Genomic DNA, 26,536 nt, shown 5'->3' on the forward strand with positions numbered 1-26,536 from the left:
TGCTTATACCTTTTACTACCGACTTATCTAAAATAGGTGCCGGGAAGTTCATTGTATTTTAAATATCTTTCATTTCCCTTTCATAAATGTTACAAAAGTCTTGCAATCATCTTATTTCTTTGCTGATGTAACGGGAAGAGTAAACCAAAATTCACTCCCCTGTTTAGCGTCTGAACGATCTCGTACACCAATTTCGCCTTTGTGCATTTCAATTAATGATTGTGCAATGGCTAATCCAAGTCCAGATCCCCCAGATTGTGAGGTTCTTGATGGATCTGTTCTAAAAAAGCGTTCAAATATGCGCAATTGATCACTATAAGCAATGCCTTCTCCTTCATCACGTACAATGAATTGAACGTGATGCTTCTGCTTATTTTCCTCTACAATTAACTCAATCGTTCCAGACACTGGAGAATATCGAATTGCATTATGTAACAAATTACTGATAACCCGTGCTATCTTACAAGGCATAATCCAGAGCTTAGGCAATGTATCAGAAACTTGTAATTGCAAATGGATCTGTTTTTCTTCTAATAAAATAGAATGTGAATCTAGTACTTCTAATAGAATACGATCCATATGTGTGAAACTTGGATAAAAATCTTCTTGTCCAAGTTCTAACTTAGAAAGATCAAATAAATCATTAATTAATCCACTTAATCGTTGTATTTCTTTATGGATTGTCGTTAAGTACTACGTTTTCATTTCGGGATTTGCAATCACATCATCTTGTAATGCTTCAATCATCAATTGTATGCTAGCCATAGGTGTTCGTAAGTCATGTGAAATATTCGCAATGAGCTCTGTACGTGCTTTTTCTCCTTCTTCTAACTTCGTAAACCCTTCTTTTAATTTTTTAGCCATTTGTTGAAAAGCTGCCGCTAATTCTTTAAACTCTTGTGGTCCTCGTCCAATTCTATACATCGCTCCAAATTGTCTATCGCTAAATTGTTTTGTTAATGCAATTAAATTTTGAATAGATTCCGTAATAGAACGTGTTAATAACCAGTAAATTATCGTTGAAAACGCCATTGCTACGGTTACAATTCCTATAAATAACTGTGTTTGTTCCGGCCTAAGTAACATTTTCATTTCGCTATACCAGATAGCAATCAGCATAATGCCGGTGCTTAATAGATTCATCAATAACAATTGATTTCGTAATTTCATATTGTATTCCCCCCAGTTGTCTTAAACCAATAATCTGTGCTTCTCTAACTCTTCATATAGATGATTCATTAACACAGCTACTGTCTTCCTCTCCTCGTATCCAAGCTCCCAAATTTGTTGAAGAATTTGAGAACGTAAAAATACATATTTTAAATGTTTTTTGTAATACAAGGCACCTTAAATATCCTTTGTTGTAAAATGAAACTAATATCAGTAAACACATCTTAGCTTAAATACCTTTCAACATTCTTGCAAAAATATAACAAAATTCTTTCAAGAATATCACTAAAGATCAAAAGGCTTAATTGAAATTGCGAAACTCACTTCTCAACAAGGCTGGGTGGATGAATGATTGTGTAGATATGATGAAATAGGGAAAAGTTTATAATCTGAAGAACTAATAGATATAAAAGTTTCATCCATGATACGATGACCATTAAATCGGTGAGAACTCTTTGAATTGAACAACTTTATCCCCCTATACAATTAACAAAAAAATACCTAAAAAATATAACATACCTCACAATTCTTCCTTGTAAAATTAGGAACGATAACTTTGCCGCAAATAAAAAGAACCATAACCTTGCCGTTTCGGCAAACTTATGGTTCAAATTACATTCTTACGCTCGACAAAACAGTTTGGCTACAGCACTTCGCGAAATGGGAAGAATTGAAAAAACAATTTTCATCTTAGACTACATCTCAAGTGAAACATTAAGACGGAAAATTCATCGAGGATTAAATAAAGGTGAAGCTATGAATTCTCTGGCCAGATCTATTTTTTTTTAGTAAGCGTGGAGAGCTACGTGAACGTGCGCTACAGGATCAGCTCCAAAGGGCAAGTTCATTAAATATTATTAATGCCATCAGTATATGGAATACGGTATATTTAACCAAGGCGATAGAATATAAGAAAAAGAAGGGTTTCATGCAAGAAGAATTGTTACATCACATTTCACCGCTAGGATGGGAACATATTAACTTCCTTGGGGAGTATAAATTTAAATTCAAACAATCAACTACTTTAGAATCATTAAGACCACTCCGGAAGTAAAATACCAAAGCCGAAATTCCTTAACGTGGGAAAATCGGCTTTTCGTTTTCCAAAAAATGTATTAGCGTGGGTTTTATGTCATTTGGTTGGCGGGACCCCAACTTGTAAAAACTATCATTTTATTTGTCCGATTTTGCTTAACGTGGGTTTTATGTCATTTGGTTGACTGGACCCCTTTATACGGTGACCCAAATCAAGATAATTACCTGATATTATAAAATGTAGAATATTCTGTTAAGTTATGTTTTTAAAAAAAACAATGTATGTTGTATTCTAATTATAGGAGATACTGGATTAGCTTATTACATAACTAATATATGTATCTCTATTATCATATTAAAAATTATAAACAATGGAGGGTGGTTTTATGAAAAAAAGGTATTTATCCAAAGTCGCTTTATTTGCATTATCTACATCAATTTTAATCCCTACAACAGGTAGTCCCGTATTTGCTGAAACGCAACCTACTACAACATCAAAGCCTACAGAAGAAGTAATTTACGATAAAGAATACCAAGAAAAGCTTAATAATATGAAGCCGTTTATAGAAGCTTATGATAAAAAAGGAAATCTAATTAAATCCTATTCTGAAGAAGAAATTGAACAGCTTCAGCAAGAAATATTAGCTCCTGATATTTATAAACAACCTGAAACTAATGGGGAACCTTTTACTGCTACTTATGATGAAAACCGTAACATGATTAGTTCATCAGATACTAATCTTCTTAACGCTCATAAATCTGCTTTAGAAAAAGTAAAAGCGGCTGGTTTGACAGTCTATAATTATGAACCAACACAATTTGGCAGTAGTATATATATTGGTGGCGGAAGTGGAAAACTTTTTTCTAAACCTCAGAGTGTAGTAATTGATGCCAAGAAAAAATTCTCATCAATGGCTGTTCGAGTAATACAAGATGGTTCAGAAGTAGGAAGTATAAAAGTTGGTGGTTTCTTAGGAGGAATAAATGTTCCAATAAGTAAGTTTACATCCAGAGGAGGACAATATAAAATTCAATTTCAGAATTTAGATCCGAATGGATATACCATTTTTCTAAATGGTGGACAAGTCTATTATTGATAGATGGGCATGTATGGTGACCCCTATTATGGAAGTTTGGTTGTGTAGATGAAGGTTGAGTTATACAAAGGATAACTGATCGCAACAAATGCGTTCCAAAATCGAAGTGTATTTGTCATCGGTGAAATTGTTGATTGTTATTTGAGTAGTTAAAATGAAAAAGAAAAGAGCGTTCTATTAGGAACGCTCTTTTGTTATAGCACTAGATTAGTATTTTCAGCGCAATAATCTATAGCGCGATGTTTTAATTCTTCGTAGTTCTCTAGTCGTTGTTTATTAAATAAATTAGGATTTAACCCTTTGTAATATTCGAATACTCTTTCTCCTTGATCGGATATAAAGTATATACCGCTATGGTTATTTCCTGGTTTCTCTTCGGGATCAAAACGTTTTAAAATATTCGATGCTTTTGATTGTGAAATAATCTTTCCTGTAACATATGCGTTAATGGCCATTATTTCTTTACTAGTAACGTGATTGTGAGTTGAACCAATACTCATAATGTAGCCCCCTGTATTTCAAAGTTGATATAAAGTAATTTTAACATCAAGGAGGAAGTATTTATATTGTTGTAATGAAAATGAGAACTATTTTTTTATGATTTCTGTAATAGTAACTAAGAATACTGAATTTCAGATGGTTACTAGTTTTTGTTTTTCTATTTCGAATCAATTTTATGTAATCATTCTGTAATATTCATTTCGTTTGTTTAATCATGAATTAAATTTTTTAGTTTGTCTCTTTAAGGGGGAAATTGCACAAATTTTAAGTGTTCTTTTGCATCTTGAGTATACATAATAAAGTTATCTGCTATAGATTTTATCATTACTGCAGTAATGATAATGGAATTAAGATATTCAAAACTTAATGTCTCTGAACAAGGATCAAGTAAAAGAACAAAAAAACACCAAATCTCTATTAGCCATGTATATAGTCGTTGTAATTATGACTTTATATTCTACTGACATTGCTAAATGCACTAAAAATTTTATTTAAATGAAACCGAACAAATTATTTATACAAGGAATCCAATTGGATTCCTTTTTTATATCTCTCTTTATAATTATCAGAAAATTGTTGAAAAACATTTTTTATTTCCGCCAAATACTTTACCGCACTTCATTTCTTGCTAATATATACATAACCATATCCAAATAAAATATACCAGAAAGCGGGGAGAATTATGGTAAATCAACTGAAAACAAGCGATAAGATTACACATCTTTTAAATAACTGGTATCAAGAAATTCGCGCCCAGCACACTAAGGAAGCAAAAAACTTAAAAAACGAGATCGATAAGTACAGTAAAAGCATTAATGAAGATCCAAACTTACTATTCCATTACTCACTTCTTACTTTCCGCTTTAATGTTTTGATTGATCATTTAAGCATCACACCAACCAGTTTCCAAGCAATCGATGAACTGGACATACCAAAAAATGAACTCTTATCTTATTATTACCACTTTTTCAAAGGGATTCACACAGCACTCATTTCAAATAACAATGAAGCCTGGGAACACTACGAAAAAGCCGATGCACTATTACAGCATGTTCATGATGATCTTGAAATAGCCGAGTTTAACTATCGTTTCGCTAACTTTTATCTTCATACCTACCAACCCCTATTAGCGATTCAGCACGTGACGAAAGCTAAATAAATTTTCTCCAAACATAATGGTTATGAAAATAATGTAGCCGCTTGCGAGAACTTATACGGTTTAGCATGTATAGACATAAGACAATTCCCTGTAGCTGAAGAAAAATTCAATTCTGCAATAGATATTTTACGTAAAAACAATGAGGATTCCCTAATATTAAGAGTCCGAAATAATTTAGGTTTTTTATATAGCAGCCAAAACTTATCCGCTTCAGCGATTCGGCACTTAACCGAAGTAACAACTAATATTCCTGGTCATTTCAAAGCCCTTTTCCTTGAAGCTAGAGAACGTTTCAAACTCGACGAAGTTAAGCATTCGGACGAGTTAATAGAACGAGGATTAGCGATTTGTGAGCAATTAGATAACAAAGAATACCTATATCACTTCAAGCTTTTAGATTATATGAACAAAGGTGTTCCAGCTGCTATTCTCGAAGAATTATCTTTGGAAGCTATCTCATTTTTCGATAGGCAACAACTATATAATTACACCCAAGAATACGCTGAAAAATTAGCAATCAAGTTTTACGAAGAAAACGACACTGTAAAAGCTAGTAAATACTTTTATATGAGCCTTCAAGCTAAAGAAAAAACTTTCGAAAAGGGAGCGTTAAAATAATGAAAAAACTATTTGGAACAATTTTAGGTTTATCACTTTCAGCTGCTTTATCTATAGGATTAGCATTCCCTTCACAATCAGAATCCAAAGAACATATTGATTCGACTAAATCTAGTACAATCATGTACATGCAATCCAGTCACGGTGACTCCTGGTAATATAAAGAGATTCTATATCATGAATTACGAAAAGGGCACTCCCTCAATAGAGCGCCCTTTTTTAAAACTCAATAAGGGGTACCGCCCCATTGCTATCAAGCTAAAAAAATGTATCCATAAAACGAAAAAAACGTTATTCTTTTTGTAGAAATATACAAAAAGAATAACGTTTTTTTACAACTTGGGATAGTTAATGCCCTTAAGTTTATGGGCATGTAAGGTGACCCCCACATGACTTTTCTTCAATATACATAATTGCATATTTTATCATTTTATTTATATATTGCAATTAATACTTTTCCACTATACAATTAAGATTGTGAAAAATGTAACAAAATTTAGCAGCAGCAGATCCGGTAGAGAATTAGAAATCGTTTATTTCCAGAAATCAATTCCACAAGTCTTTATGTATCCTAAATAAACAGAGAAATAAAATTGAACGATATTTCTATGCTTCTCCAGCGCTCTGGATCAACTAGACATTCTATCACAAAACTTTTACTACTACACAAGGAGGAAAGTAACTTGAAAAAAATCTTTAGTTGCATGATTGTTTTACTGTTTATGTTCACTTTTTCTTCGTCAGCATTTGCTCATGAACACCCTGGTTATTCTCATGATTCTACAATAGGATATGAAAACCCAAATTGGATGAAAAGCATTAACGGTAATACGAAATTAAGTCAATTATCAATTCCAGGTACACACGATTCCATGGCTTATAGTACTTCATGGAGCGCTCCAGCCGATATCGTCCATACACAATCTATGTCATTAAAAGCGCAATTAAATTCTGGAATCCGTTTTTTAGACATTCGTTGTAAATATACAGATGGAGCTTTTGCAATTCATCATGGTCCTTATTATTTGAATGCAATGTTTGATGACGTACTAAACGAGGTTACTACATTCTTAAAAGAAAACCCAAGTGAAACGATTTTAATGCGAGTGAAACAAGAATATAGTTCCGAATCGAATGATGTATTTAATAACACACTTCGCAGATATATGGATCAATACCCTGGATTCTTTTGGGATAGTCAAGACGGCACAATAACTAATCCAAAACTCAAAGAAATGAGAGGTAAAATTGTTATTCTTCGCGATGTTGGTGGATCGAATATTGGTATTAGTTATGCTTACGAATTTTATAAACAAGATAAATATTCTCTGTCTACAAACTGGGATCTATATGCGAAATGGGAATCTGTAAAAGAACACTTGAAAGATGCAAGTCAGCATTATCAATGGAGGGATGAATATAAATCTATAAATTATTTAAGCGGTAGCGGTGGTTCATTCCCATACTTTGTAGCAAGTGGACATAGCAGCCCTGGAACATCTGCACCTCGCCTTGCTACCGGCCTTACTACTCCTGGTTGGAATAGTTCATATCCAGACTTTCCTAGAACAGGTTGTTTTTTAGGAATTTGTACCATTTCGTTTGAAGGAACAAACGTTTTAACAACTGATTATATAGCGAATAACAAACCAGCATATACAGGAATTATTGCTGCTGATTTTCCTGGTAAAGGTTTAATTGAGAATGTAATTAATTGTAATAAGAAAATAAACTAAAAAAATCATCACGATCACATTTCACAAGTCAGAATCTACTAGAGAAATCAATTAGGGGTATGGCCGAGATACGTGTATTATCTTAACTAGTTACAAACATGCTATTCATGGTATACAAAGTAAAGAAAACCTTCCTAAATGTTACACTGTAGACATGATATCTTAACTCTGTAAACAACGTATTCAGCGTAACGATGTCTTTACAATGAGAAGGCATCAGATAACATTGTTAGGTAAATCGATCATTTTTCAGGTGTCGGGCAAAGAGGTTAGAATCTGATGCTGCGAGGCTCATTGTCAAGACGAATACGTTGTTTATATGGCTACAATGAATAAACCATTGATAGACAAAGGTTTTCTATTTTCGAGTTAAGATAACGTGTAAAAATAGGTCATAGTCTTACTTTTATTTCCAGATACAACCTATTGAACTGATAAATAGGGTTGGTGACAGGGGAGCAGGTACTCCCCCTTTTCGGAGGAGTGAAAAAAACATCCAATAACGTTTTTTTACACTTGGGGGTAGTTGATATTCTTAAGTTGATGGGCATGTATGGTGACCCCTATATATAAATAATTGGAAGTGCGTTTAAATTTACCACATAATTTACATGCAGTAATTATGATTCCATTTCATGCAAAACAGGCAATTCATCTTTGTATGCAGGAAGCTCTATCCACTAAAAATTTACCTTATAAATATCCGCTGCAAATTCCTTTAATAATCCCATATTCGTCACTTCAAAACACCCATTATTCTTTTTTATTACACTTTTGTCACAAAGCGTATTTAATGTTCGCAGTAAGTGCCTATAGCTTGTTCCTAATAATTCCGATGTCTCAGTTAAATTTCCATTAAATATAATCCTTTGTTCATAATGAGTAACCCTTTCCCCGGTCGCAAGAATGTAACTTGCTAGTCTATTCTCAAGAGGATACAGTAAATTAATTGTGCTATTTTTGGAAAGTCTATTTAATTTCTGAGCCAAAGAACTACAAATACATCTTAAAAAGGTTGCATCACGAATCAATTGCTCTCTCACCTTTTCTAAAGGTAGACCAATACAATAAGAATCTGCCATCACTTGTACGTTTGATGTTGTTTTTTGAGAGTGAATTAACTCTACATCTCCTAATATTTGCAATCCATCATAAAAACATAATAATACGGATTTCCCGTTACTTAATGTGCTATATGCCTTTGCTTTACCTTCAACAAAGAAATATAAATAGTGAATATCTTCATTCTCCTTACAAATATGTTCATTCTTTTTAAAGAGTAATAGTTCCATATAGGATTTCATGTCATTACTAAAAAATGATTCAATATGATTCTGTCTTACATAATCATCTAACTTATGAGAATTGCTTATTTTCTTCATAGATCCCCCACCTCTGTAACTCTTTTTCATTATAAAGAAAATTTCTTCTTTTCACTATGACATATGTCATAGTAACTCACGATTTAATCATGATACATTACATGTAAATTTGTAAGGGGGAAACGGAATTGTATAATTTACTCTCAATTATTATAGGTGCTTTCATCGCCATTATGATTCCTTTAAATGGCATCTTATCTGAAATTACAGGGAATTATATGTCTAGTGTAATGATTCATCTCGTTGGATTATTTGCCATTGTTATTGTATTACTTGTTAGCAAATCCAAACTTCGTATGCAGCAAGGAATACCTCTTTACCTTTATAGCGCAGGAGCTATCGGAGTGTTTACCGTACTGTTTAGTAATATAAGCTTCTCAGCACTTGGCGTCTCTATCACAATCGCTTTAAGTTTACTTGGGCAATCTGTATCATCTATTATTATCGATCATTTCGGTCTATTAGGGATGAAGGTTGTAAAATTTGAAAAGAAAAAAATGATTGGATTACTTCTGATTTCTTCTGGAATCGTTGTAATGACTATTTTTTAATGGAGGGTGAAATGATGCTATATATTTGTATCGCTATTTTAGCTGGGGTTTCTATTGTAATTGCAAGAATTATTAATGCTAACTTAGCAGCAAAGATTGGAATTTTCCAAGGAACGTTTTTCAACTATATTACGGGACTATTTTTTTCTTTTATATTTTTACTTTTTAGTAGCGAATCTCTTCATGTATCCAGTACTACATTACAATCTATACCGTTCGCAGCCTATTTAGGCGGTTTAGTCGGTGTTATTGTAATTGTATTATCAAACTATATTACTCCTAAAATATCTTCTTTCTATTTAACATTGTTGATTTTTGTAGGGCAATTATTTATGGGAGTAGTAATTGATTTCTTTACATCAAACGATGTATCTATCGGTAAAATAATCGGTGGGTTTTTAGTATTACTTGGACTCACTTATAATTTATTGGTCGATAAAACATATGAGCCCATAAAAAATAGTAAGGTACAACTCTAACAGCATGCCCAAAAATATAAAAGGAATACCTTCAGGTTCAACACATCAAGTTTATCTCTTCTTTAATAGATTTCCTTCTAAAGACAAGGAATTTCAATACAATAGACATAATAATCATTCCGATTCCACAAATGATAAAGATAAAATTTATAGAAATAAATATAGACAGAATTCCAAATACAAAAAGAGATATTGTATCCGCTAAATAAAGCAAAACCGCATTAAAACTGAACCCTCGCCCTAACATATCTTTTGGAACGAGTTTTTGTAATATGTATACTCTTGTTAGCCCTGCTAACGGTAGGCCAATTCCGACTATAAATACTCCAACAAAGTAAAATGGAATGTTAAATGTAAATCCAAGTATAAATATTCCAATACCCCAAATGATAGACGCGATTGTATAAATAGTTAAATTCAAGTTTTTCCATATGAAAGGGATAATCATATTTGTAACGATTACTACGTATCCAAAGAACCCTTGAATGACGCTATAAATCTCTTTACTCTCTTTTGTGAACTCCTCCAAAGATAATAATAATCCGACTTTCCAAATCCATGTATTCATAAAGACCATTGTAAATGTAAGAAGAAATAAAAATGTAATTTGTCTATTAGATTTCATCCAAAGCCAAAATTCACGTAATGAGAGAAATACTTCCTTTACATGTTTTCTTTTTGTAGCCATCACGTCTTCTGTTACATTCATTTGGATAAGAAAAAGAGCACTTATGAAATATGTAATCGCATCAATAGTAAAAAAGTGAATAACACCGACTGTCTTCATTAATAATATGGAGAGAAATGGGCTAAGTACAGTAATCCCCCTCGTTACTGAATCATATAAACTATTCGTCATATTTCGTTGTTCTGTAGGAGTTATAATTGGTAACAGCGCTCGGTATGCCGGATTAAAAAAACAACCGCAACATTGAATAAAAAAGCTTATGATGATCATATACGTGTAGGTTAAAACATCGAAGTAATAGCTGAAAACAAGAGAAAGAATGAGCGGAATACGAATTATATCAATCATAATTAGCAATTTCTTTTTCTGCACCCAATCGGCTATAACACCGCCCACTAGTCCAAGCAAAAGATAAGGAATCGTTGTCGCAATTACCATTCCTGTTGTATATAATTCTGATCCAGTTAAATCATAAGCAAGAAAAACAAAAGCTAATCCAGTTAATATATCGCCTAAGCTAGAAACCCCTCCTCCCAGTAAGTAATACATTACATTTTTATTTTTCAAGATGGCTTTATACAATATGCTCTCCTCTTTCATATTTTATTTCGGAATAAATTTATGAAAGATCTCTGCGATAGCGAATTTTCAAATCTTTTTCATTTTCAAACGCTGTTGCTTTACTTTGTTGTACAAAACCTCTTGCTTCGTAAAAAGGAATTCCTTTTTGATTCCCTTGCATTACAGAAACCCACTGTTCTGTTGCACCTTGTTCAATTTGTCTTTCTGTAATTGCATTTAAAAGCATTGTTCCAATACCTTCTCCTCTTCTACTAGGATTTAAATACAGCACAAAAAGCTCTCCTACTTCTTCACTTGTCATACCACCTCCGCCAGCACCAACTACTTCCCCATTCTCTAAAGCAACATACCAGCCATCCCACCCTTTAATTGACAGGGTAACTTCATTATAAATTCGTTCAAATTGATAGAACTCCTCAATAACCGCATTTATATACTCTTTTTCTCTTAAATCAACATATGTATCACGCCAACCATCTGAGCACACTTTAGAAATCCCTTCCACATGACAAACCAAAGCTTTTTGAATTCGAATCATTTTTTCATCTCCCTAAATTTATAAATAACATTTTTAATTGATAATAATTCTGAATTGTCATAAAATTATATTAACATTCAAATATCGAATATGTAAATATGAAATATTTATTTTTAGGAGGTTTCTATGAAAAAAGAATTTCTTACAACAACGTACCCAAAAGCAAATATTGACATTATACAATCTATCGGAGTAAATATTGCTACAAATATATTGTTAGTTGATTACCAAAAAAGCAATAATACCATGGCTTCTCCCTGGATCACAGAAACTGTACCCAAGCTATCACAAGCATTCCATGAGATTTTACTCTCTTTACGCTCCGTGCTCGCTCATGGTGCAATACTCAGGGAATTTATTTTAAAAAAATTAGATTTAACGGATTCTACACACTTAGAATGGGAACCTTTCATTTCTTGGTGGGAAAGCCTGTCTAACGAAGAAATCGAAGAGTTAATTACATATGCAATTATTGAAAATATAAATTATTACTATGCTAACTTACCTAATGACAAGAAAATAGATCAACTATTAAATCGTATTCAATTTGATGAAGAAAGTTTATCTAATACACCTACAAGAAGAATTGCTTTAGCTGCGGTTTTAGAAAGTTGGGGCATTACACCTACTGAAGAAAAAATATCTTTTTTTCTAGATTCAAATGAAGTGAAAATAAAAATCATTATCCTATTAAAAGACTTTTGGAAAGCTGCATTTAAACCTGTATGGCTCAATTATTCGAATACTTTGTACCAGGAAATTACGAAATTACAATCTATTTCTACCCATACATGTAAAACAAATGATGAAATTGTTTTTTTGATAACTGGACTATATCCTAACAATACATGGGTTGAAACAATTCGTTCTTCTAAAAACATTACTTTTATTCCAACATTACATATGGGAAACTTTTTATCTATTTTTAAAATAGATGAGATACTATATATTTTGTTTGAACCAAAATTAACAACTAAACTACAAAATGAAGAAACCAATACTCTCTTGAATATTGATGAAATCATCCCTGCTGTTACAGCTTTAGGTGATCAAGTACGTTTAACGATATTAATGACACTTGCTAATAAACAAGAATTATTCGCTCAAGAAATTATCAATGAGACTGAATTACACCAAAGCACTGTATCTCGACACTTAGCCGTGTTAGAAGGTGGTGATCTTATTCATGTGAGAAAAGAAGGTAAAACGAAGTATTATTCTATTAATAAAATTACGGTTGAAAAAACAATTACTTTTTTAAATCATATAAGACGTTAATCAAAAACGTTCGACAATCTCATATTTAATGGTAAAAGAGAGGTGTTGGTTTGGAACAAAGTTTGATTAAAATCTCATAAAAGTACAAAATGACACTGCAACAGCAGTGTCGTTGGTTTGGAACAAAGTTTGATTAAAATGGTGCTGCAAACGTTGATTTTATAATAAAAGAAACCCTCGCATTTTGAAAAAAGGTTGATCAAAATACGAGGGTTAAACTTTGTTATGAAGTTAGTTTTTATAAAAAGTTTAATCAAAACTCATTTGCTTGTTTAATCCTGATGTAGGATACTTCACTACACAAAAAATATAACAATAAAGTCGTTTAAAAATCTAAGTTTTATTCAACAATAGCGCCCGATTGGCCCTGCTTGTTATTTGACTATTACTTTTCCATCCATCCCTTTCTGGAAATGGTACCGACATATCAGTTCATATGTACCGGGCTCATTAGGTTTCACGGTAATGGTTTTTTCTTTTCCCGGCTGGACTTCGGCGTCAATTCCGAGCTTTTTCACTGTGAAGGTGTGCTCTTTCTTACCTTGGTTTTTCAATATCAACTTTGTCGTTCTTCCAATCGGAATAGTGATGACATTCGGATTAAAGTAATCATCGTTCAACTCGACCTCAATCATTTTCACTGACTCAATGGGCTGTGTTACGACGCCGGATTCGGCAAATACACTGAGTGAGCCTGGAGTTGTCACAACCACAATCATCACAAGCAAAACGACAAATCCAGTTAACCACTTTTTCACAGACATTCGCAATCCTTCCTTTCCTAAGCACTATTGTTTTCCAATTCATAAAATAGTATCACTATAAATAGAGTTCCAACGTGCTTCAAATAGTAACTCTTTTATCTGAAACAGTGACAAAGAAAAAAGATCGACTCTAATGGCGATCTCCTAGAATCCATTCTTCTTCAATTAACCTGCACCATTCGTTTATGTGTTATACTTCACATTCAAACAAAATATTTTCATCATCTTCAAGTTAATATTCACTAATCTGGTCCGATTGTTGAATAGAATGACCCGCATTTTTTTAACAACTTTATTATTTTTCAAACGACTTTATTGTAAAATTCCCCACCTACTATTTGTAAATAACTCATGAGATAATCTCCTTACATACTACATGTGAAGATTTTTTTATGAAAAGACACCTATTAAAGAAAGAATGGGAATCTTCTTATCACGACAAACGATAGGAAATTGGTTATTATATGGGGCCGATTGTCGGTTAGTGGCTTTGTATGAAAGGATGCATGAGCATCTACTTACTCGAACCATCCTTCATGCAGACGAAACAACCTTCCAAATCTTACGCGAACCTGGGCAGCAACAACCAAGTCCTATCTGTGGTTATACCGTACAGGACGAGAGGACATCCCTATCGTTCTCTATGACTATCAACCTACAAGAGCAGGGAAACATCCGAAACGTTTTTTAGCTAGTTTTCAAGGGTATTTACAAGTAGATGGATATAGTGGTTATCATCAAGTACCAGATGTTACCCTTGTGGGATGTTGGGCACATGCCAGACGGAAGTTTAATGAAGCCTTAAAGTCTTTACCTGATTCACAGAAGGGGAAAAAAGTGAAGTAAACAAAAAAGTAACTCCAAAATCAACTTTTATATTTTGGAGTTACTTTACGTTTACTTTTAGAATGTAATAAAAATTTAAATCACGCTACGCTGCGATAATTTTCTTGTTTTTCTTTTTGCTGATTAGGTGATTGAATGAAAATAGCGATAATAAATGACACGACACACAATACGCCAATCACCATAAAAGTTGGTTTAAATCCACCTAGAATTACACCGATAAAGGAACCTGCGAGTGCTCCAAAACCAAAGCCTTGATACACGACCCCGTAGTTTTTACTATGATTTTTTAGACCGAAGAAATCACCAACAATGGCTGGGAAAATAGTGATATTTCCACCAAAACAAAAAGCAACACTTGCTACACAGGCTAAATAAATGCCATAATTTAAATCCACAAAACTAAGAACAAAGACAGACGTAGCTATAACGACAAACGTTGCAGTAACAATTTTTAAACGGCCGATTTTATCTGACAACGGCCCCAAAATGATTCGGCCAATCGTATTAAAGATTGCAACTATAGCGACAGCATTAGCTGCTGTTGCTGCGCTAAGCCCTACGAGTTGAACACCAATATCCTTTACCATACCAATTAAGTATAAGCCACTCATACATGATGTAAATAGCATGATAAATAACAGATAAACTTGTTTTGTACCTAGCATTTCTCTTGTTGTATAATCACGACTTTTTGTTTCATGAACTGTATCTTGTTCAGCGGCTTGATGGATAAGACAAGCGCCTATCACTATCATAACTGTAACAATTAAGCCCCAATATAAAAACGCTTGTGATACACCAACTGAATCAATGAACTTTGCATTAATGTATTTAAAAATTAGGCTACCCGTACCATATGCGGAGACAGATATACCAGCAATTAAACCTTTACGCTCTGGAAACCACTTTAGTAAATTGGATAGTGAAGTAATATAGGCTGTACCATCTGCGTAACCTACAACAACTCCTGCTAATACATAAAGCATTAATAATGAAGAAACTTGCGAACTAAGCATCAAGCCAATTCCTAAGGCTAATCCGGATACCATAATGAGTTTACGAAGTCCCAATTTCTCTTGTAATTTACCTGCAAACAAAGTTGAAAATGCTAAAGAAAAGCTAGTAATTGAGAAGGTTATAGCAACAGCGTTAAGACCCCAGCCGTATTTGCTCACTAAAGGCTGATTGAATAAGCTCCATGTATATATCGTTCCAAGTCCCATTTGTACAATGACTGTACCAAGGACAACAAGCCACGGATTAATAGATGATTTTTTCATACCATCCACCTCTTTCGATTTGATAGCTTCATTGTATAGGATGTAACCGATTCCGTAAGCACTTACAACACAGAGCGTCAAATATATGGAATCAGTTACAGAAAAAGAAGGATGAAATGCAAAAAGCTGCTCGTTAAATACGAAGCAGCTTCTTTAATTCTTTTGCATAAGTACGGCTTACAGGTACTTTTGAATCCTCTTTCATAAAAATTATAAATACCCTTTAACTATAATAATAGCTAAAGGGTATAACAGTACGACTTTATGTTAACGCCACAATAGTAAATAGCAAAAAGAATAAACATATATTACAACACGCTTGTCAAGGCGACTGATTTGGGGATACAAGAAAGAAACTGATTAATGAATTCATCGATTTCTGCTTTTGTAATAATATAAGGGGGTAGTAAACGAATCGTATTGCCATTTGTAACGTCCACAAGCATACCCTTATTCAGTAATTCCAACTGTAGTTTTTGTACGTTTTTATTCGTATCATGAATACTAATTCCAAACATCATCCCACAATGACGTACTTCTCTAATAAAAGAAGGGTTTTCCTCCTGAATTTTTTGAAGTTTTTCATTTAAATATAAGGACATTTCATAAGACTTTTGCATTAAACCATCATCAATTAATGTTTTTAATACAGCTAAACCTAAAGCCGTACCGATTGGTGAATGTGCGAATGTTGTTCCATGATCACCTGGTGAGAATATATCATAAAGTCGGGAACCTACTATTATTCCTCCTAAGGGTGTACTGCCTCCCGCTCCTTTACCAAATTGAATAATATCAGGTGTAATATCAAAATGTTGATAAGCGAACAATTTTCCAGTTCTCCCTATACCACTTTGCACCTCGTCAACAATAAATAACATATTATACTGTCTACAAAGCTCTTCAACACCTTTTAAATATCTACCCGACAAAGGGTATATCCCACCACTTCCTAATACTGGCTCTACCATAATAGCAATCGGATTTTCTTTGAGTATAGTTCTTTCAAGTTCCTCTAAATTCTCTCGTTCCACTTCATATACAGGAATAGACATACGAGGGAAATTCTGATACACACTTTCTTGTCTTGTAAAGTGAAGAGCACCTAATGTACGTCCATGAAAACTTTCTTTGAGTACAATCACTCCATCACGTTTTTGATTTGTTATATGTCTGTACTTGTGGATTAGTTTTAAGGTTGCCTCGGTAGCCTCCGCACCAGAGTTTGTGTAAAAAACTTTCCCATCCTTTAAAGAATAATCGACTAATTTTTTTGCGTATTCAATAGCAACTGGGTTTAAAAAATGAAAAGGAAGATGTAAGCATCTTTTAACTTGTTCAAAGGTAGCTTTTATAATATTAGGATGATTGTAGCCTAATATATTCACTCCTACACCAGAGAATAAATCAAGATATTCTTTACCATTCACATCATAAAGCTTACAGCCTTCGCCCTTTTCTATAGCAACCGGCATGCGGTGGTACGCAGACATTACATATTCTTTATCTAATTGAAACCAATCAGTCATGCATGATTCCTCCTAGGTGTAATCATAGTGTCTTTACATTTTCCAACACAAAAATTCGGTACAACTGCTGAATTGACTACACCGTCATCCGATTTACATGTTAGAAAAAATATATGAGCATAGAATTTTTGTTTACTACCTTTCAATAGTTTTATATATTTTCAATTATAATTTATTAGTATTTATTCATAGTAAAGTGTAAACATAAATACTAGTTGCAAATGCTTACCTTGATACGATTCTTCTATTATTTTATTTAAAAAATAGTTTAGACTATAGAAAAAAGTATAATAATTGTATATTACTGAGGTGCTTTCATAAAAAGAACACCTCTTGTTCTTCTTACTTCCCTTAACGGCGATAATTTATTAAGATTAAATTGTCATATTAATTTTCGGACTACTTCTTCTAATGTCATTCCTCTTGATCCTTTTACTAAGACTGCATCTTCCGGATTACATACAGAGAGAATTTCTGTAATAGCTTCTTCTTTTGTAAGAAATGCTTTTACGGTTCCTTTTGTATATCTAAATTTTGCTTCTTGTGCAATCATTTTTGCGCGTTCTCCAATTGTAAAAATATAATCTATTGTATTAGGATTTAATATTTGACCAATATTCCGGTGATAATTTTCTTCTTCTTGACCTAACTCCAACATGTCGCCTAACACAATAATTTTCTTCTCATATCCTACAAGTTGTTCAAATGTTTCTATTGCTGCCTTAACAGAAGAAGGGCTAGCATTCCAAGCGTCATTAATAACCGTAGTTCCTAATTTTCCTTTTAACATTTGAAAACGCATTTCTGTTAATTCCACTTGTTTTAATCCTTGTTGAATGCTTTGTTGATCTAAATTGAATTGCTGACCGACTTTTATAGCAATAATAGCGTTGTAAACATTATGTTTTCCGTGGAGAGGTATGAAATAAGTTACTTCATCGTTTAATGTAAAATCAATCCCTGTTGAATGTTCTTTCATAGACACAGGATAAATGTCATTTGAAGAAGATTCACCAATTCTAATAAATTTAATTTGATTCTCGTTGGGCAATGCGTGAATTTTTTCTTTTAAAAGTGGTTCATCCCCATTGTAGATAAGTAGACCTTGTTCCTTTAAGTTCATTACTATTTCCAACTTTGCATCTGCTATTGCTTCTCTTGAACCTAATGTTAGTATGTGCGATTGTCCAATCATCGTGATAACAGCTAAATTGGGCTGAGCAATTTCTGACAAACGTTGGATTTGTCCACGTTCACTCATCCCCATTTCTAATACTACGATTTCACAATCCTCTTCAATTTCTAGGATTGTTAACGGTAAACCGATTTGGCTATTCAGATTTCCTTTTGTTTTATGAACCTTGTAAGTTGTACCGAGTACAGAGTTAATCAAATCCTTTGTTGTTGTCTTTCCGTTACTTCCTGTAACACCAATTACATGAACAGACAGTTGATTTCTGTAAGAACGTGCCAATTGTTGCAAAGCTATCAACGTATCATCTACAAAAATTAATGGAATACCTTTAGGTGGATTTGGCTGAGATTTCTCCCAAAGAGAAGCAATAGCACCTTGCTGTATAGCCTCTTCCACATAATCATGTCCATTCTTTAACCTAACAATTGGGATAAATAAATTTCCAGGTCTTATCGTTTTTGAACTAATAGAAACCCCTTTAATAAGATAATTATGATATTTAGTCTGTAAACCTTCTCCGATTACCATTTGCTCTATTTCAAGTAACCTTCTTTGAATCAAAATTGGCACTCTCCATCTATGAGTATTTTTTATTATCTAATCTACTACTTTTATTTCAATAAATACTCTTTTACGAAATGAAAACTACTCTCAGCCTAAATCTTTATTATTAAATTAAGCCAACACGAACAGAGAAATCCAATTAAATTAACGAAGTTCAGTCTAAAACATTTTTCTACTGGAACATCTACGGCAACATTACTAATCTGGTTTAATTATATTAACTGTGAAATAATAGAAGAACGCGGGATATTTTTTGCTCATACGACTATCATGTGCTGTGTATATTCATATAGGCTCGAATGAACTGAATAACTAGAAACGGTATTTATTTTATCGTAATAATAAGATTTTTAACCAAATTTCAATACTACATTTTAACGCTATTAGAAACCTTCGCTCCTTCTAACCTGTAACGCTATTAGAAACCTTCGCTCCTTCTAACCTGTAAGGAAGTTTCAATAATTATATCCAATAGCTTGTTATAGGATATTCCCGCCGCATGGGCGCTTTTAGGCAATAAGCTATTTTGGGTCATCCCCGGCAATGTATTCACTTCCATAACATACGGGATTCCATCTTTTATAATCATATCTACCCTAGCATAAACACTACATTTTAATGATTTATAGCAGGTCATTGCAGCTTCAGCGACACGTTCATGTGTTGTAGCCGGAAGTTCTACAACCTCTTCAATCGTAGCGATATCATCGTATTTCGCATGATAATCAAAAAATTCAGCCGTATGTTGAATCGAAATGATTGGTAAAAGGTTTCCGTCCAAAATAGAACATGTAATTTCTTCGCCCTTTATATATTTTTCAATTACTAGTTCAGAATCCCATTTGAATACCTCTTCAAGAGAGGAAAGTAAAGAATCCTTATCGTATACGATCTTTACCCCTACACTGGAACCACCTGAATTTGGTTTTACCACTAACGGATACCCCATTTTATCTATTTCATCAAGCTGAAGCTCTTCCATACTTGAAAGATGAATCCAATCTGGTGTTTGAATGCCCTCATAACGAATCATTTTTTTCGATACATTTTTATCCATACAAATACTGCTTGATAGCATGCCACTTCCGGTATATGGGACGCCAAGGGTTTCCAGTGTACCTTGAATCGTACCGTCCTCCCCATATTCTCCATGAAGTGCTAACAATGCAATATCAAGATTTCTTCCCTTTTCAACAAGCTCTTTTTTATCATTTAGTTTAATAGGCACTATTTCGTACTTACTCTTATCCAAATGCGCAATCATTTCTTCCCCTGTCATGAGGGACACTTGTTTTTCGGAGGACACTCCTCCCATAATAACGCCAACTCTCATTTTTCCAACTCCTAATTTTCATTTTTTAAAGTATCACCAATTATCTTAATTCCAGTGAGAATATCTTCTTCCGTTAACCGAGAGAATCCTAATCGAAACGTATTACTTCCCCTTCCATCCGTGTAAAAGACATCTCCAGGAGAAAAAACAACTCCCTTTTGATAACATTTTTTCAAAAGTATACGTGAATGTATTCCTTCTTCTAACTCTATAAAAAGATGGAGTCCGCCATCTCCAGTCATTCTTTTAAATGGAATGTATTGATTACAAGAATGAAGTGCTAGTTCATATTTTTTCTTATAAATTGACTTGGCCTTTTTTAAATATTTTTCGAAATAGCCATCATGTAAATACTGATAAAGCACTGCCTGATCCAATGTGGACGTATGAATATTACGTGCCCTTTTCATACTTTCCAAGTAGTGGATTAATTTCTTATCCGCTAAAATCCATCCAACACGTAAGCCCGGAAAAAGAACTTTTGAAAAACTGCTAATATAGATAACATTGTTCCCGGATCCGGAAAAGGTCAATAACGGCGCCAAATGTGAACCTGAATAACGTAATTCCTCATTAAATCCATCCTCTACAATTGGAACTTGATATTTTGAAAAAAGTTTCATAATTTTAGACCTTTTTTCAGAAGAGGTGACAATCCCAGTAGGGTTATGGTAAGACGGAATTAAATATGCAAAATCAAAATCTGTTTCGGACAAACTTTTCTCAACTTGACAAATATCGATACCATCATCCTTCATCTCCATCCCGTGGATTTCATATCCATGTAATCGAAAAAGCTTTAATGCAGTATGATGGGTAGGATTTTCACAAATAATACGCCCGGATTTTTTAGCTAAGGAAGACAATAAAATATCCAGACCCTCAGTGAAGCCATTCGTGATGAGGATATCTTTGTTGGAAATGTCTACCCCTTTCATTTCCATATAATGAAGAAGGTAATGAATTAGGGGTCTGTAACCTTTGGCATATCCGTAGTTCAAAATGATATCTCCTTCATTGGATAACCTCGTCAAAAAAGCCCTTTTAAAATTTTCGACATCAAAAAGTTTTTCATCTGGGGCAATGCTATTGAATGAAATCATACCTTTTTCCCAACGAACACCGTGCTTCATTAAATCTAATTCATCCGCTTGCAAGGTAACTTCATTCAGCATTCCTTGCCAGTTTAGTTCGATAGATGGTGATTTGGTTGCATCGACTTTCCCTACAAAATTTCCTTTTCCCTTTATTGCATAGATTAGGCCTTCTTGTTCTAAATCTGCGTAAGTAGTGAGAACGGTCGTTCTACTAACCGATAATAATTTACTTAATTCTCGGGTAGATGGGAGCTTCTGATGCTCCAATAGTTGGCCTTTCATAATCATTTTTTTCAAATAATCCTTTAATTGGATATAAACCGGACGATTGTCTACAAACTTAAAATCATTAAACACTTCCTCGCCCTCCTTACTATCATTTTCACATAATTATATCTATCTCAAAAGGTCCACCATATATGTATTTTCTTTAACTAGTGGTATGGTTTAAAACACCATTCATACAGCTTTTTTACAAACAGCATGACTTTATTTTACATCTACACCTATTTTCATTAACCTACAATCTTACAAAATTTAAAATTATAAAATTGATTCTGTAATTCATGATTACAGAATGCAAAACAAGTTATTTATAAATGCAAGAGAGAAATCTTTTTCTCTTCTTCCTCTCAAATCAAAACAAATACTCTCACTAACTAAGAAAAGAACCTTAAATTTTTCCATCCACCAAAATTTAAGGTTCTTTTTTACAAATCCAATAAAAAAACGACTTGCACCTTAAAATCATTTAGTATGTAAGTCGTTTTTTATTCTTTTCTATTCCCCATGCTAAGTTTTTTATTCCACGGCTCATTTTTTAAACCACTCTTTTTTCATTTAGTCTAACAATCCCAACTACTTGTATCTCATTTCAAAGCTCTCTTTCTTTCCATCCCATTCAATTGTGACAAGAAACATTTCTTTCTTATCATGCACTGCACAACCTGAACATGACGATTTTAATTGAATCGTCCCCCTATCAATAAATCCCGCTCCCTCTTGTTTACTACTATTATCTTCAACTCTCCATTTTACGTCATTGATTTTTTCTCTATCTTTTCCCTTGTAAATAATTGCGCCTTCTCCAGATTCACTAGTATCTGCTTGTGAAATTATATACTTGCCTTTCCAATGTTCACTTTCTCCAACATATGAATAGGTGCAATCACACCCACTTAACGACCAAAAACATATCATTACACTAAACAGCATTATGATTTTTTTCATACCTTCCACCTTTTTTAGATTTTATTAGGATATCATATCTCCATAAATCAATATAAAAAAAGGTGTAGTTATATTTTTTTTATTCCTACAAAATAAGTACACTATAAATACTCAGGGAATGTTTTACAAATTTTTTCTTGTTCCATATCATGTCCAAAGAAAACAATTGGTTTTTCATCTAAAGCAATTTCCTTTAATCGTTTGATAGATTGTGAGGCCATTTCTGAATCGAATCCTGCGAATGGAACACCCTGCTCAAAGTTTTCTTGTGTGTAAGATGCATCAATTGTTAGCAAAACAGAGCCTGATTTTTCCGTTTTAACGAATACTGATTGATGCCCTGGGGAATGTCCCGGCGTATAGAGCAACTGAACACCTGGCATTACTTCATAATCTCCCTCAATCATTTGATAGTTCAAACCTGGTAATATGCATTCCTTTAAATATTCTTCTCTATGTAAAGCAGCATCATGTTCAGTTCGTTGCACAATAATTGGTGTATGGCTGAAGCTTCCATTCCCACCAGCATGGTCAAAATGCAAATGAGAACTAATAACACAAAGAAGCTCTTCTGGCGCATAGCCTACTCGTTTTAAAATATTTACAATTCTATCACCCGGCTTCATTTTAGGAAGAATCTGTCCTTCAGCAAATGTTCCCTTAAAAAGATCTTCATTATCTACAGCGATTTCCGGCATTCCAGTATCTATCAAAATAGGACCTTCTGTTGTTTCCAAAAGATAGCACCATACTGGTAAGTTCAGAAGTTTACCAGGGGCAAGCATACTATTAACAGAAGAATGATCCAACATGCAGCGGCCAGCTGGTAAAAAGTAAAGTTTTTTAACGGTCATTCTATATCCACCTTCACATAGTGATTTTTGGAAATAAATACAGTAACACTTCCGCTAATAAGAGACTTTCTCCTTCTAATTCTTTTTATTTCACCATAAATTCACTGTTCACAAATACCCTATAAAATGATATAGCCCTACTCTAAATTGAACATTATAAACCCTTGTTTGCATTTTCCTTTACCCATCTCCGCATAATCTGTAATTCTTCATTTGAAGCAGTTCCTTCCCCATATCTTACTTTTTCATAGATAGGAATAATATCATTACTTTTGTGGATACGAGAAAACCATTGTTGAACCGTCTCTTGTAATCTTCTCTTTTCAAACTTCGGTAATGTCAATTCCCATTTGATTAGCATTGCTCGCACTTCTTCTACTGGAAGTATTAAGCTATCTCGATTCTCTTGTTCTTCCTCTCCCTTAATTTTTTGTATTTCTTTTTGCTTAGAACGTATATTATGAAGCGGTTGTTTCTTATTTTGTATACGACGAAAGATGAAAAACAAGATTAAAATAATTAAAAAAAGAATACCAATTTGTATGAAGATATTTCCGGTGTTAATCCCTGTAAACTCTTCGCCATCATTTTGCAACTTATTATCTCGGGGTATTCGTTTAAATTTCCCCTTCTCATAATATCCATCTTTATCAAAATCAATTGTATCCTCTATTTCAACTCCTGATCCTGAATCCTTCTCCTCCCCTTTCCTCCAAAGTCCCGCCCTTCCTTTTTCAATGCTCTTCCCTCCTTTAGATAAGAGTAGTTCACCTTGGTTTCCCTTTGGATTAGAAGAATCTAGTACCTTTTCCTTCGCGAAAAAAGCGCCTTTTGTTATTCCAATCGCTAATACAAAGCACGCACTAATAGCTATGAGACAAAATATAACGCGTGATCCCCATTTATATTTCTTCATACTCCCCTTCCTTTACTTTACAATTTGTATCCATCCTTTTTGTTTTTCAGGTGGATGTCCAATAATTAATGGGATACAACCTGCTTCTTGTCTTCGAAAGCCTGTTTGATAGAAAAAATGTGCATTAAGTGGTGTATCTTTTTCTGTTAACGAAGACAAAAGATCCATTGCTTTATAGAGTTGTTTTCGGTGCTTTCCTCCCCTTAAATGAATGACACCTTGTTCACGTACCCCATTAATCCATAGTTCAAAAGAGGAATCTTGTGAAATTAACTCTCGGCATACACCGGCAGCTACTTGAATTAAATATTCCATATCTGTACGAAGCGTATATCCCGTTTTGCCTAATATATTTACATACAGTGCATACCGGTCTCCTTGTGTATATTCATACTTTTTTGCACTAATAACTCCTGTTTTCGCAGTAGCTCCCCAATGAATGGAGCGAAATGGTTCTCCTTCATACTCTTTCACACCTACTATTTTTGTTTCATCATATAATGGAGAAACAGCGGCTCTGCGAAATCCATGTTTCCATGTTGTCATTTCCGGTATCGTTACTTTAGACATTTGCGGAAGAATATGAAATTCAGGAAGTTTCTTTCGTTCAATAGGCAAATAATAAGTCAGAAGACCGAATGGATCTGATATCATAAGTTCCGCAGTTTGCCAACCTTGCTGCCCTCTTTCATTCGAATTCCCCTCTAACATAATTGTTATCATATCTCTTCCTTCTATTTGAATAGGAATTTGATAAGAATGATGAGAACGTTGCATCTTCTGATTCGTTTCCCACTCTATTTGTTCATCAGAGCGAAACTGAAAAGCTGCTTTAAAAATCGGGAAGCGTGCCTCATTTATAATTTGCACTACACACTCTCCTGTTTCTTTCATAAATAATCTCTTTTGATTTTGAGAAATCTCCCGTCTCACTCTCATGACTGCTTTCATATACATATATATAAATCCTACTAGCAACAAATAAAACAAAAAGGCAGCCACGATTAAAAATTGATTTGTAAATACTACGAGTATAAGACAAAGAACTCCAATCCCCCCTATAAAGAAAGGCTCCAACAACAGACTTTTCTTTTTTATGATTTCGTTCATACACTTTCCACTGGAACTGCGATTTTTTCTAAGACCCCTTGCAGTACATCTACTTTTGTTGTTTTCATATCCCCTTCAATGGTTAAAGTTAATCGATGGGCACAAACTGGGGATGCTAAAGCTTTCAAATCATCAGGAGTTACATATTCTCTACCTTTTAATAAAGCTCTTGCTTGTGCCGCTCTCATAAAAGCTAACGATCCTCGTGGACTAACTCCAATTTCCACTAGATCATGCTTTCGCGTCGCTTCCACAATATCGAGCAAGTACTCTTCCACCTCATCGTGTATATGGATTCTTTTAGATTGTTCCTGCAACTCCAATATGTCAGAAAGAGATACAACACTTTGTAAATCGTTAAATGGATTGTTTTCTTTAAATCGTTTTAGCATTTCTTTTTCACATGTACGATCTGGATACCCTTGCCGAATTGTTAATAGAAATCGATCTAACTGCGCATCTGGAAGTGCAAATGTTCCTGCTGATTCTAACGGATTTTGTGTAGCTAACACAATAAATGGATTTGGTAATACATGCGTTACTCCTGCAATCGTTACCGTTCGTTCCTCCATTACCTCTAACAAGGCTGATTGTGTCCTTGGAACAGCCCGGTTAATTTCATCTGCTAAAACAAGATTTGCAAAAATAGGCCCCTTCCTTGTTTTAAAATTACTCTCTTTCATATCAAAATACTCTAATCCTACTACATCACCAGGCAACGTATCAGATGTAAACTGGATACGTTGAAAGGCTCCAGCAATACTTTTGGCAAGTGTTTTAGCAAGCGTTGTTTTCCCTGTTCCTGGTACGTCTTCTAATAAAACGTGTCCATTTGCAACTAGCGCAATCATCGCTAAATCAATTACCTCTTCCTTGCCTACAATAACTTTAGAAACATTTTCTTTAATTTTTTCTAATATAGACATACACCGCATTCACCTTTCTTTTTTGTTTTTTGATTATTCTGATATTTTATACCATTTTAGCACACATCATCTTCC

At 33.8% G+C, this 26,536-nt stretch carries 21 protein-coding genes and 5 pseudogenes; 9 read left to right on the forward strand and 17 right to left on the reverse strand.

Going from position 1 to position 26,536, the window contains the following annotated elements:
- Positions 1–111: 111 nt before the first annotated feature.
- Positions 112–1,170, reverse strand: a pseudogene (locus COO03_RS05290) (sensor histidine kinase).
- 588 nt (positions 1,171–1,758) lie between these two features.
- Between COO03_RS05290 and COO03_RS05295 the strand changes: the two are divergent.
- A pseudogene (locus COO03_RS05295) lies at positions 1,759–2,224 on the forward strand (Tn3 family transposase); the annotation flags it as partial.
- A gap of 367 nt (positions 2,225–2,591) precedes the next feature.
- A complete protein-coding gene (locus COO03_RS05300) occupies positions 2,592–3,302 on the forward strand; it encodes a hypothetical protein (RefSeq protein ID WP_097895729.1) in 711 nt (236 codons plus the stop codon).
- Between the two features lie 194 nt (positions 3,303–3,496).
- Here COO03_RS05300 and COO03_RS05305 read toward each other — a convergent pair whose 3' ends face one another.
- Positions 3,497–3,802, reverse strand: a complete 306-nt coding sequence (locus COO03_RS05305; RefSeq protein WP_097895731.1) for a hypothetical protein — start codon at positions 3,800–3,802, stop codon at positions 3,497–3,499.
- A 683-nt stretch (positions 3,803–4,485) separates the two neighbouring features.
- On the opposite strand from COO03_RS05305, the pseudogene COO03_RS05310 reads away from it, so the two are divergent.
- The 3 genes and pseudogenes from COO03_RS05310 to COO03_RS05320 all read left to right on the forward strand — a co-directional run bounded on the left by COO03_RS05310 (position 4,486) and on the right by COO03_RS05320 (position 7,316).
- A pseudogene (locus tag COO03_RS05310) lies at positions 4,486–5,580 on the forward strand (response regulator aspartate phosphatase).
- Positions 5,580–5,738: a general stress protein gene (locus tag COO03_RS05315; protein ID WP_097895733.1), complete on the forward strand. Its 159-nt coding sequence runs from the start codon at positions 5,580–5,582 to the stop codon at positions 5,736–5,738. The pseudogene COO03_RS05310 and the gene COO03_RS05315 overlap by 1 nt, the downstream one beginning before the upstream one ends.
- 525 nt (positions 5,739–6,263) lie before the next feature.
- Positions 6,264–7,316 (forward strand): phosphatidylinositol-specific phospholipase C, encoded by a 1,053-nt coding sequence (locus COO03_RS05320; RefSeq protein WP_097895735.1) that lies wholly within the window; start codon positions 6,264–6,266, stop codon positions 7,314–7,316.
- A 680-nt stretch (positions 7,317–7,996) separates the two neighbouring features.
- On the opposite strand, the gene yeiL is transcribed toward COO03_RS05320, so the two are convergent.
- Positions 7,997–8,698, reverse strand: a complete 702-nt coding sequence (yeiL, locus tag COO03_RS05325; protein ID WP_097895738.1) for a transcriptional regulator YeiL — start codon at positions 8,696–8,698, stop codon at positions 7,997–7,999.
- A 128-nt stretch (positions 8,699–8,826) separates the two neighbouring features.
- Here yeiL and COO03_RS05330 point away from each other — a divergent pair, with 128 nt between their 5' ends.
- Together COO03_RS05330 and COO03_RS05335 are read left to right on the forward strand one after the other, a co-directional pair.
- Positions 8,827–9,249, forward strand: a complete 423-nt coding sequence (locus COO03_RS05330) for a DMT family transporter (protein ID WP_097895739.1) — start codon at positions 8,827–8,829, stop codon at positions 9,247–9,249.
- A 14-nt stretch (positions 9,250–9,263) separates the two neighbouring features.
- Positions 9,264–9,728, forward strand: coding sequence for a DMT family transporter (locus COO03_RS05335; protein WP_097895741.1), 465 nt, complete (start codon positions 9,264–9,266; stop codon positions 9,726–9,728).
- Between the two features lie 37 nt (positions 9,729–9,765).
- On the opposite strand, the gene COO03_RS05340 is transcribed toward COO03_RS05335, so the two are convergent.
- On the reverse strand, positions 9,766–10,998 hold the full coding sequence (locus COO03_RS05340) for an MFS transporter (protein ID WP_097895744.1): 1,233 nt from the start codon (positions 10,996–10,998) through the stop codon (positions 9,766–9,768).
- 37 nt (positions 10,999–11,035) lie between these two features.
- Positions 11,036–11,536, reverse strand: a complete 501-nt coding sequence (locus COO03_RS05345; protein ID WP_097895746.1) for a GNAT family N-acetyltransferase — start codon at positions 11,534–11,536, stop codon at positions 11,036–11,038.
- Between the two features lie 126 nt (positions 11,537–11,662).
- Between COO03_RS05345 and COO03_RS05350 the strand changes: the two genes are divergently transcribed.
- Positions 11,663–12,814, forward strand: coding sequence for an ArsR/SmtB family transcription factor (locus tag COO03_RS05350; protein WP_097895748.1), 1,152 nt, complete (start codon positions 11,663–11,665; stop codon positions 12,812–12,814).
- 374 nt (positions 12,815–13,188) lie between these two features.
- Here COO03_RS05350 and COO03_RS05355 read toward each other — a convergent pair whose 3' ends face one another.
- Entirely contained in the window at positions 13,189–13,578 is a 390-nt protein-coding gene (locus tag COO03_RS05355) for a cupredoxin domain-containing protein (protein ID WP_097895750.1), read from the reverse strand.
- Positions 13,579–13,993: 415 nt separating this feature from the next.
- Between COO03_RS05355 and COO03_RS05360 the strand changes: the two are divergent.
- Positions 13,994–14,418: pseudogene (locus tag COO03_RS05360) on the forward strand (IS66 family transposase); the annotation flags it as partial.
- A gap of 86 nt (positions 14,419–14,504) precedes the next feature.
- Here the strand turns inward: COO03_RS05360 and COO03_RS05365 are convergent.
- The 11 genes and pseudogenes from COO03_RS05365 to COO03_RS05410 all read right to left on the reverse strand — a co-directional run bounded on the left by COO03_RS05365 (position 14,505) and on the right by COO03_RS05410 (position 26,461).
- On the reverse strand, positions 14,505–15,707 hold the full coding sequence (locus COO03_RS05365) for an L-lactate MFS transporter (protein WP_097895751.1): 1,203 nt from the start codon (positions 15,705–15,707) through the stop codon (positions 14,505–14,507).
- A gap of 133 nt (positions 15,708–15,840) precedes the next feature.
- Positions 15,841–15,918, reverse strand: a pseudogene (locus tag COO03_RS26315) (DNA-binding response regulator); the annotation flags it as partial.
- Between the two features lie 97 nt (positions 15,919–16,015).
- Positions 16,016–17,236, reverse strand: coding sequence for an aspartate aminotransferase family protein (locus COO03_RS05370; protein ID WP_097895753.1), 1,221 nt, complete (start codon positions 17,234–17,236; stop codon positions 16,016–16,018).
- 382 nt (positions 17,237–17,618) lie between these two features.
- On the reverse strand, positions 17,619–18,992 hold the full coding sequence (locus COO03_RS05375) for a UDP-N-acetylmuramoyl-tripeptide--D-alanyl-D-alanine ligase (RefSeq protein ID WP_097895754.1): 1,374 nt from the start codon (positions 18,990–18,992) through the stop codon (positions 17,619–17,621).
- Between the two features lie 421 nt (positions 18,993–19,413).
- On the reverse strand, positions 19,414–20,328 hold the full coding sequence (locus COO03_RS05380) for a D-alanine--D-alanine ligase (RefSeq protein WP_097895755.1): 915 nt from the start codon (positions 20,326–20,328) through the stop codon (positions 19,414–19,416).
- An 11-nt stretch (positions 20,329–20,339) separates the two neighbouring features.
- Positions 20,340–21,782, reverse strand: a complete 1,443-nt coding sequence (pdxR, locus tag COO03_RS05385) for a MocR-like pyridoxine biosynthesis transcription factor PdxR (RefSeq protein ID WP_097895757.1) — start codon at positions 21,780–21,782, stop codon at positions 20,340–20,342.
- A 501-nt stretch (positions 21,783–22,283) separates the two neighbouring features.
- Positions 22,284–22,655, reverse strand: a complete 372-nt coding sequence (locus COO03_RS05390) for a hypothetical protein (RefSeq protein ID WP_097895759.1) — start codon at positions 22,653–22,655, stop codon at positions 22,284–22,286.
- 101 nt (positions 22,656–22,756) lie between these two features.
- Complete coding sequence (gene aiiA, locus COO03_RS05395) at positions 22,757–23,509, reverse strand: quorum-quenching N-acyl homoserine lactonase AiiA (protein WP_097895761.1); 753 nt, start codon at positions 23,507–23,509, stop codon at positions 22,757–22,759.
- 154 nt (positions 23,510–23,663) lie between these two features.
- Positions 23,664–24,425, reverse strand: coding sequence for a hypothetical protein (locus tag COO03_RS05400; RefSeq protein ID WP_097895763.1), 762 nt, complete (start codon positions 24,423–24,425; stop codon positions 23,664–23,666).
- 12 nt (positions 24,426–24,437) lie between these two features.
- A complete protein-coding gene (locus tag COO03_RS05405) occupies positions 24,438–25,535 on the reverse strand; it encodes a DUF58 domain-containing protein (RefSeq protein ID WP_097895764.1) in 1,098 nt (365 codons plus the stop codon).
- Positions 25,532–26,461, reverse strand: a complete 930-nt coding sequence (locus COO03_RS05410; RefSeq protein ID WP_097895766.1) for an AAA family ATPase — start codon at positions 26,459–26,461, stop codon at positions 25,532–25,534. The genes COO03_RS05405 and COO03_RS05410 overlap by 4 nt, the downstream gene beginning before the upstream one ends.
- Positions 26,462–26,536 lie beyond the last annotated feature (75 nt).

Source organism: Bacillus sp. AFS098217 (assembly GCF_002551815.1).
In the GTDB taxonomy this organism is placed as follows: Bacteria; Bacillota; Bacilli; order Bacillales; family Bacillaceae_G; genus Bacillus_A.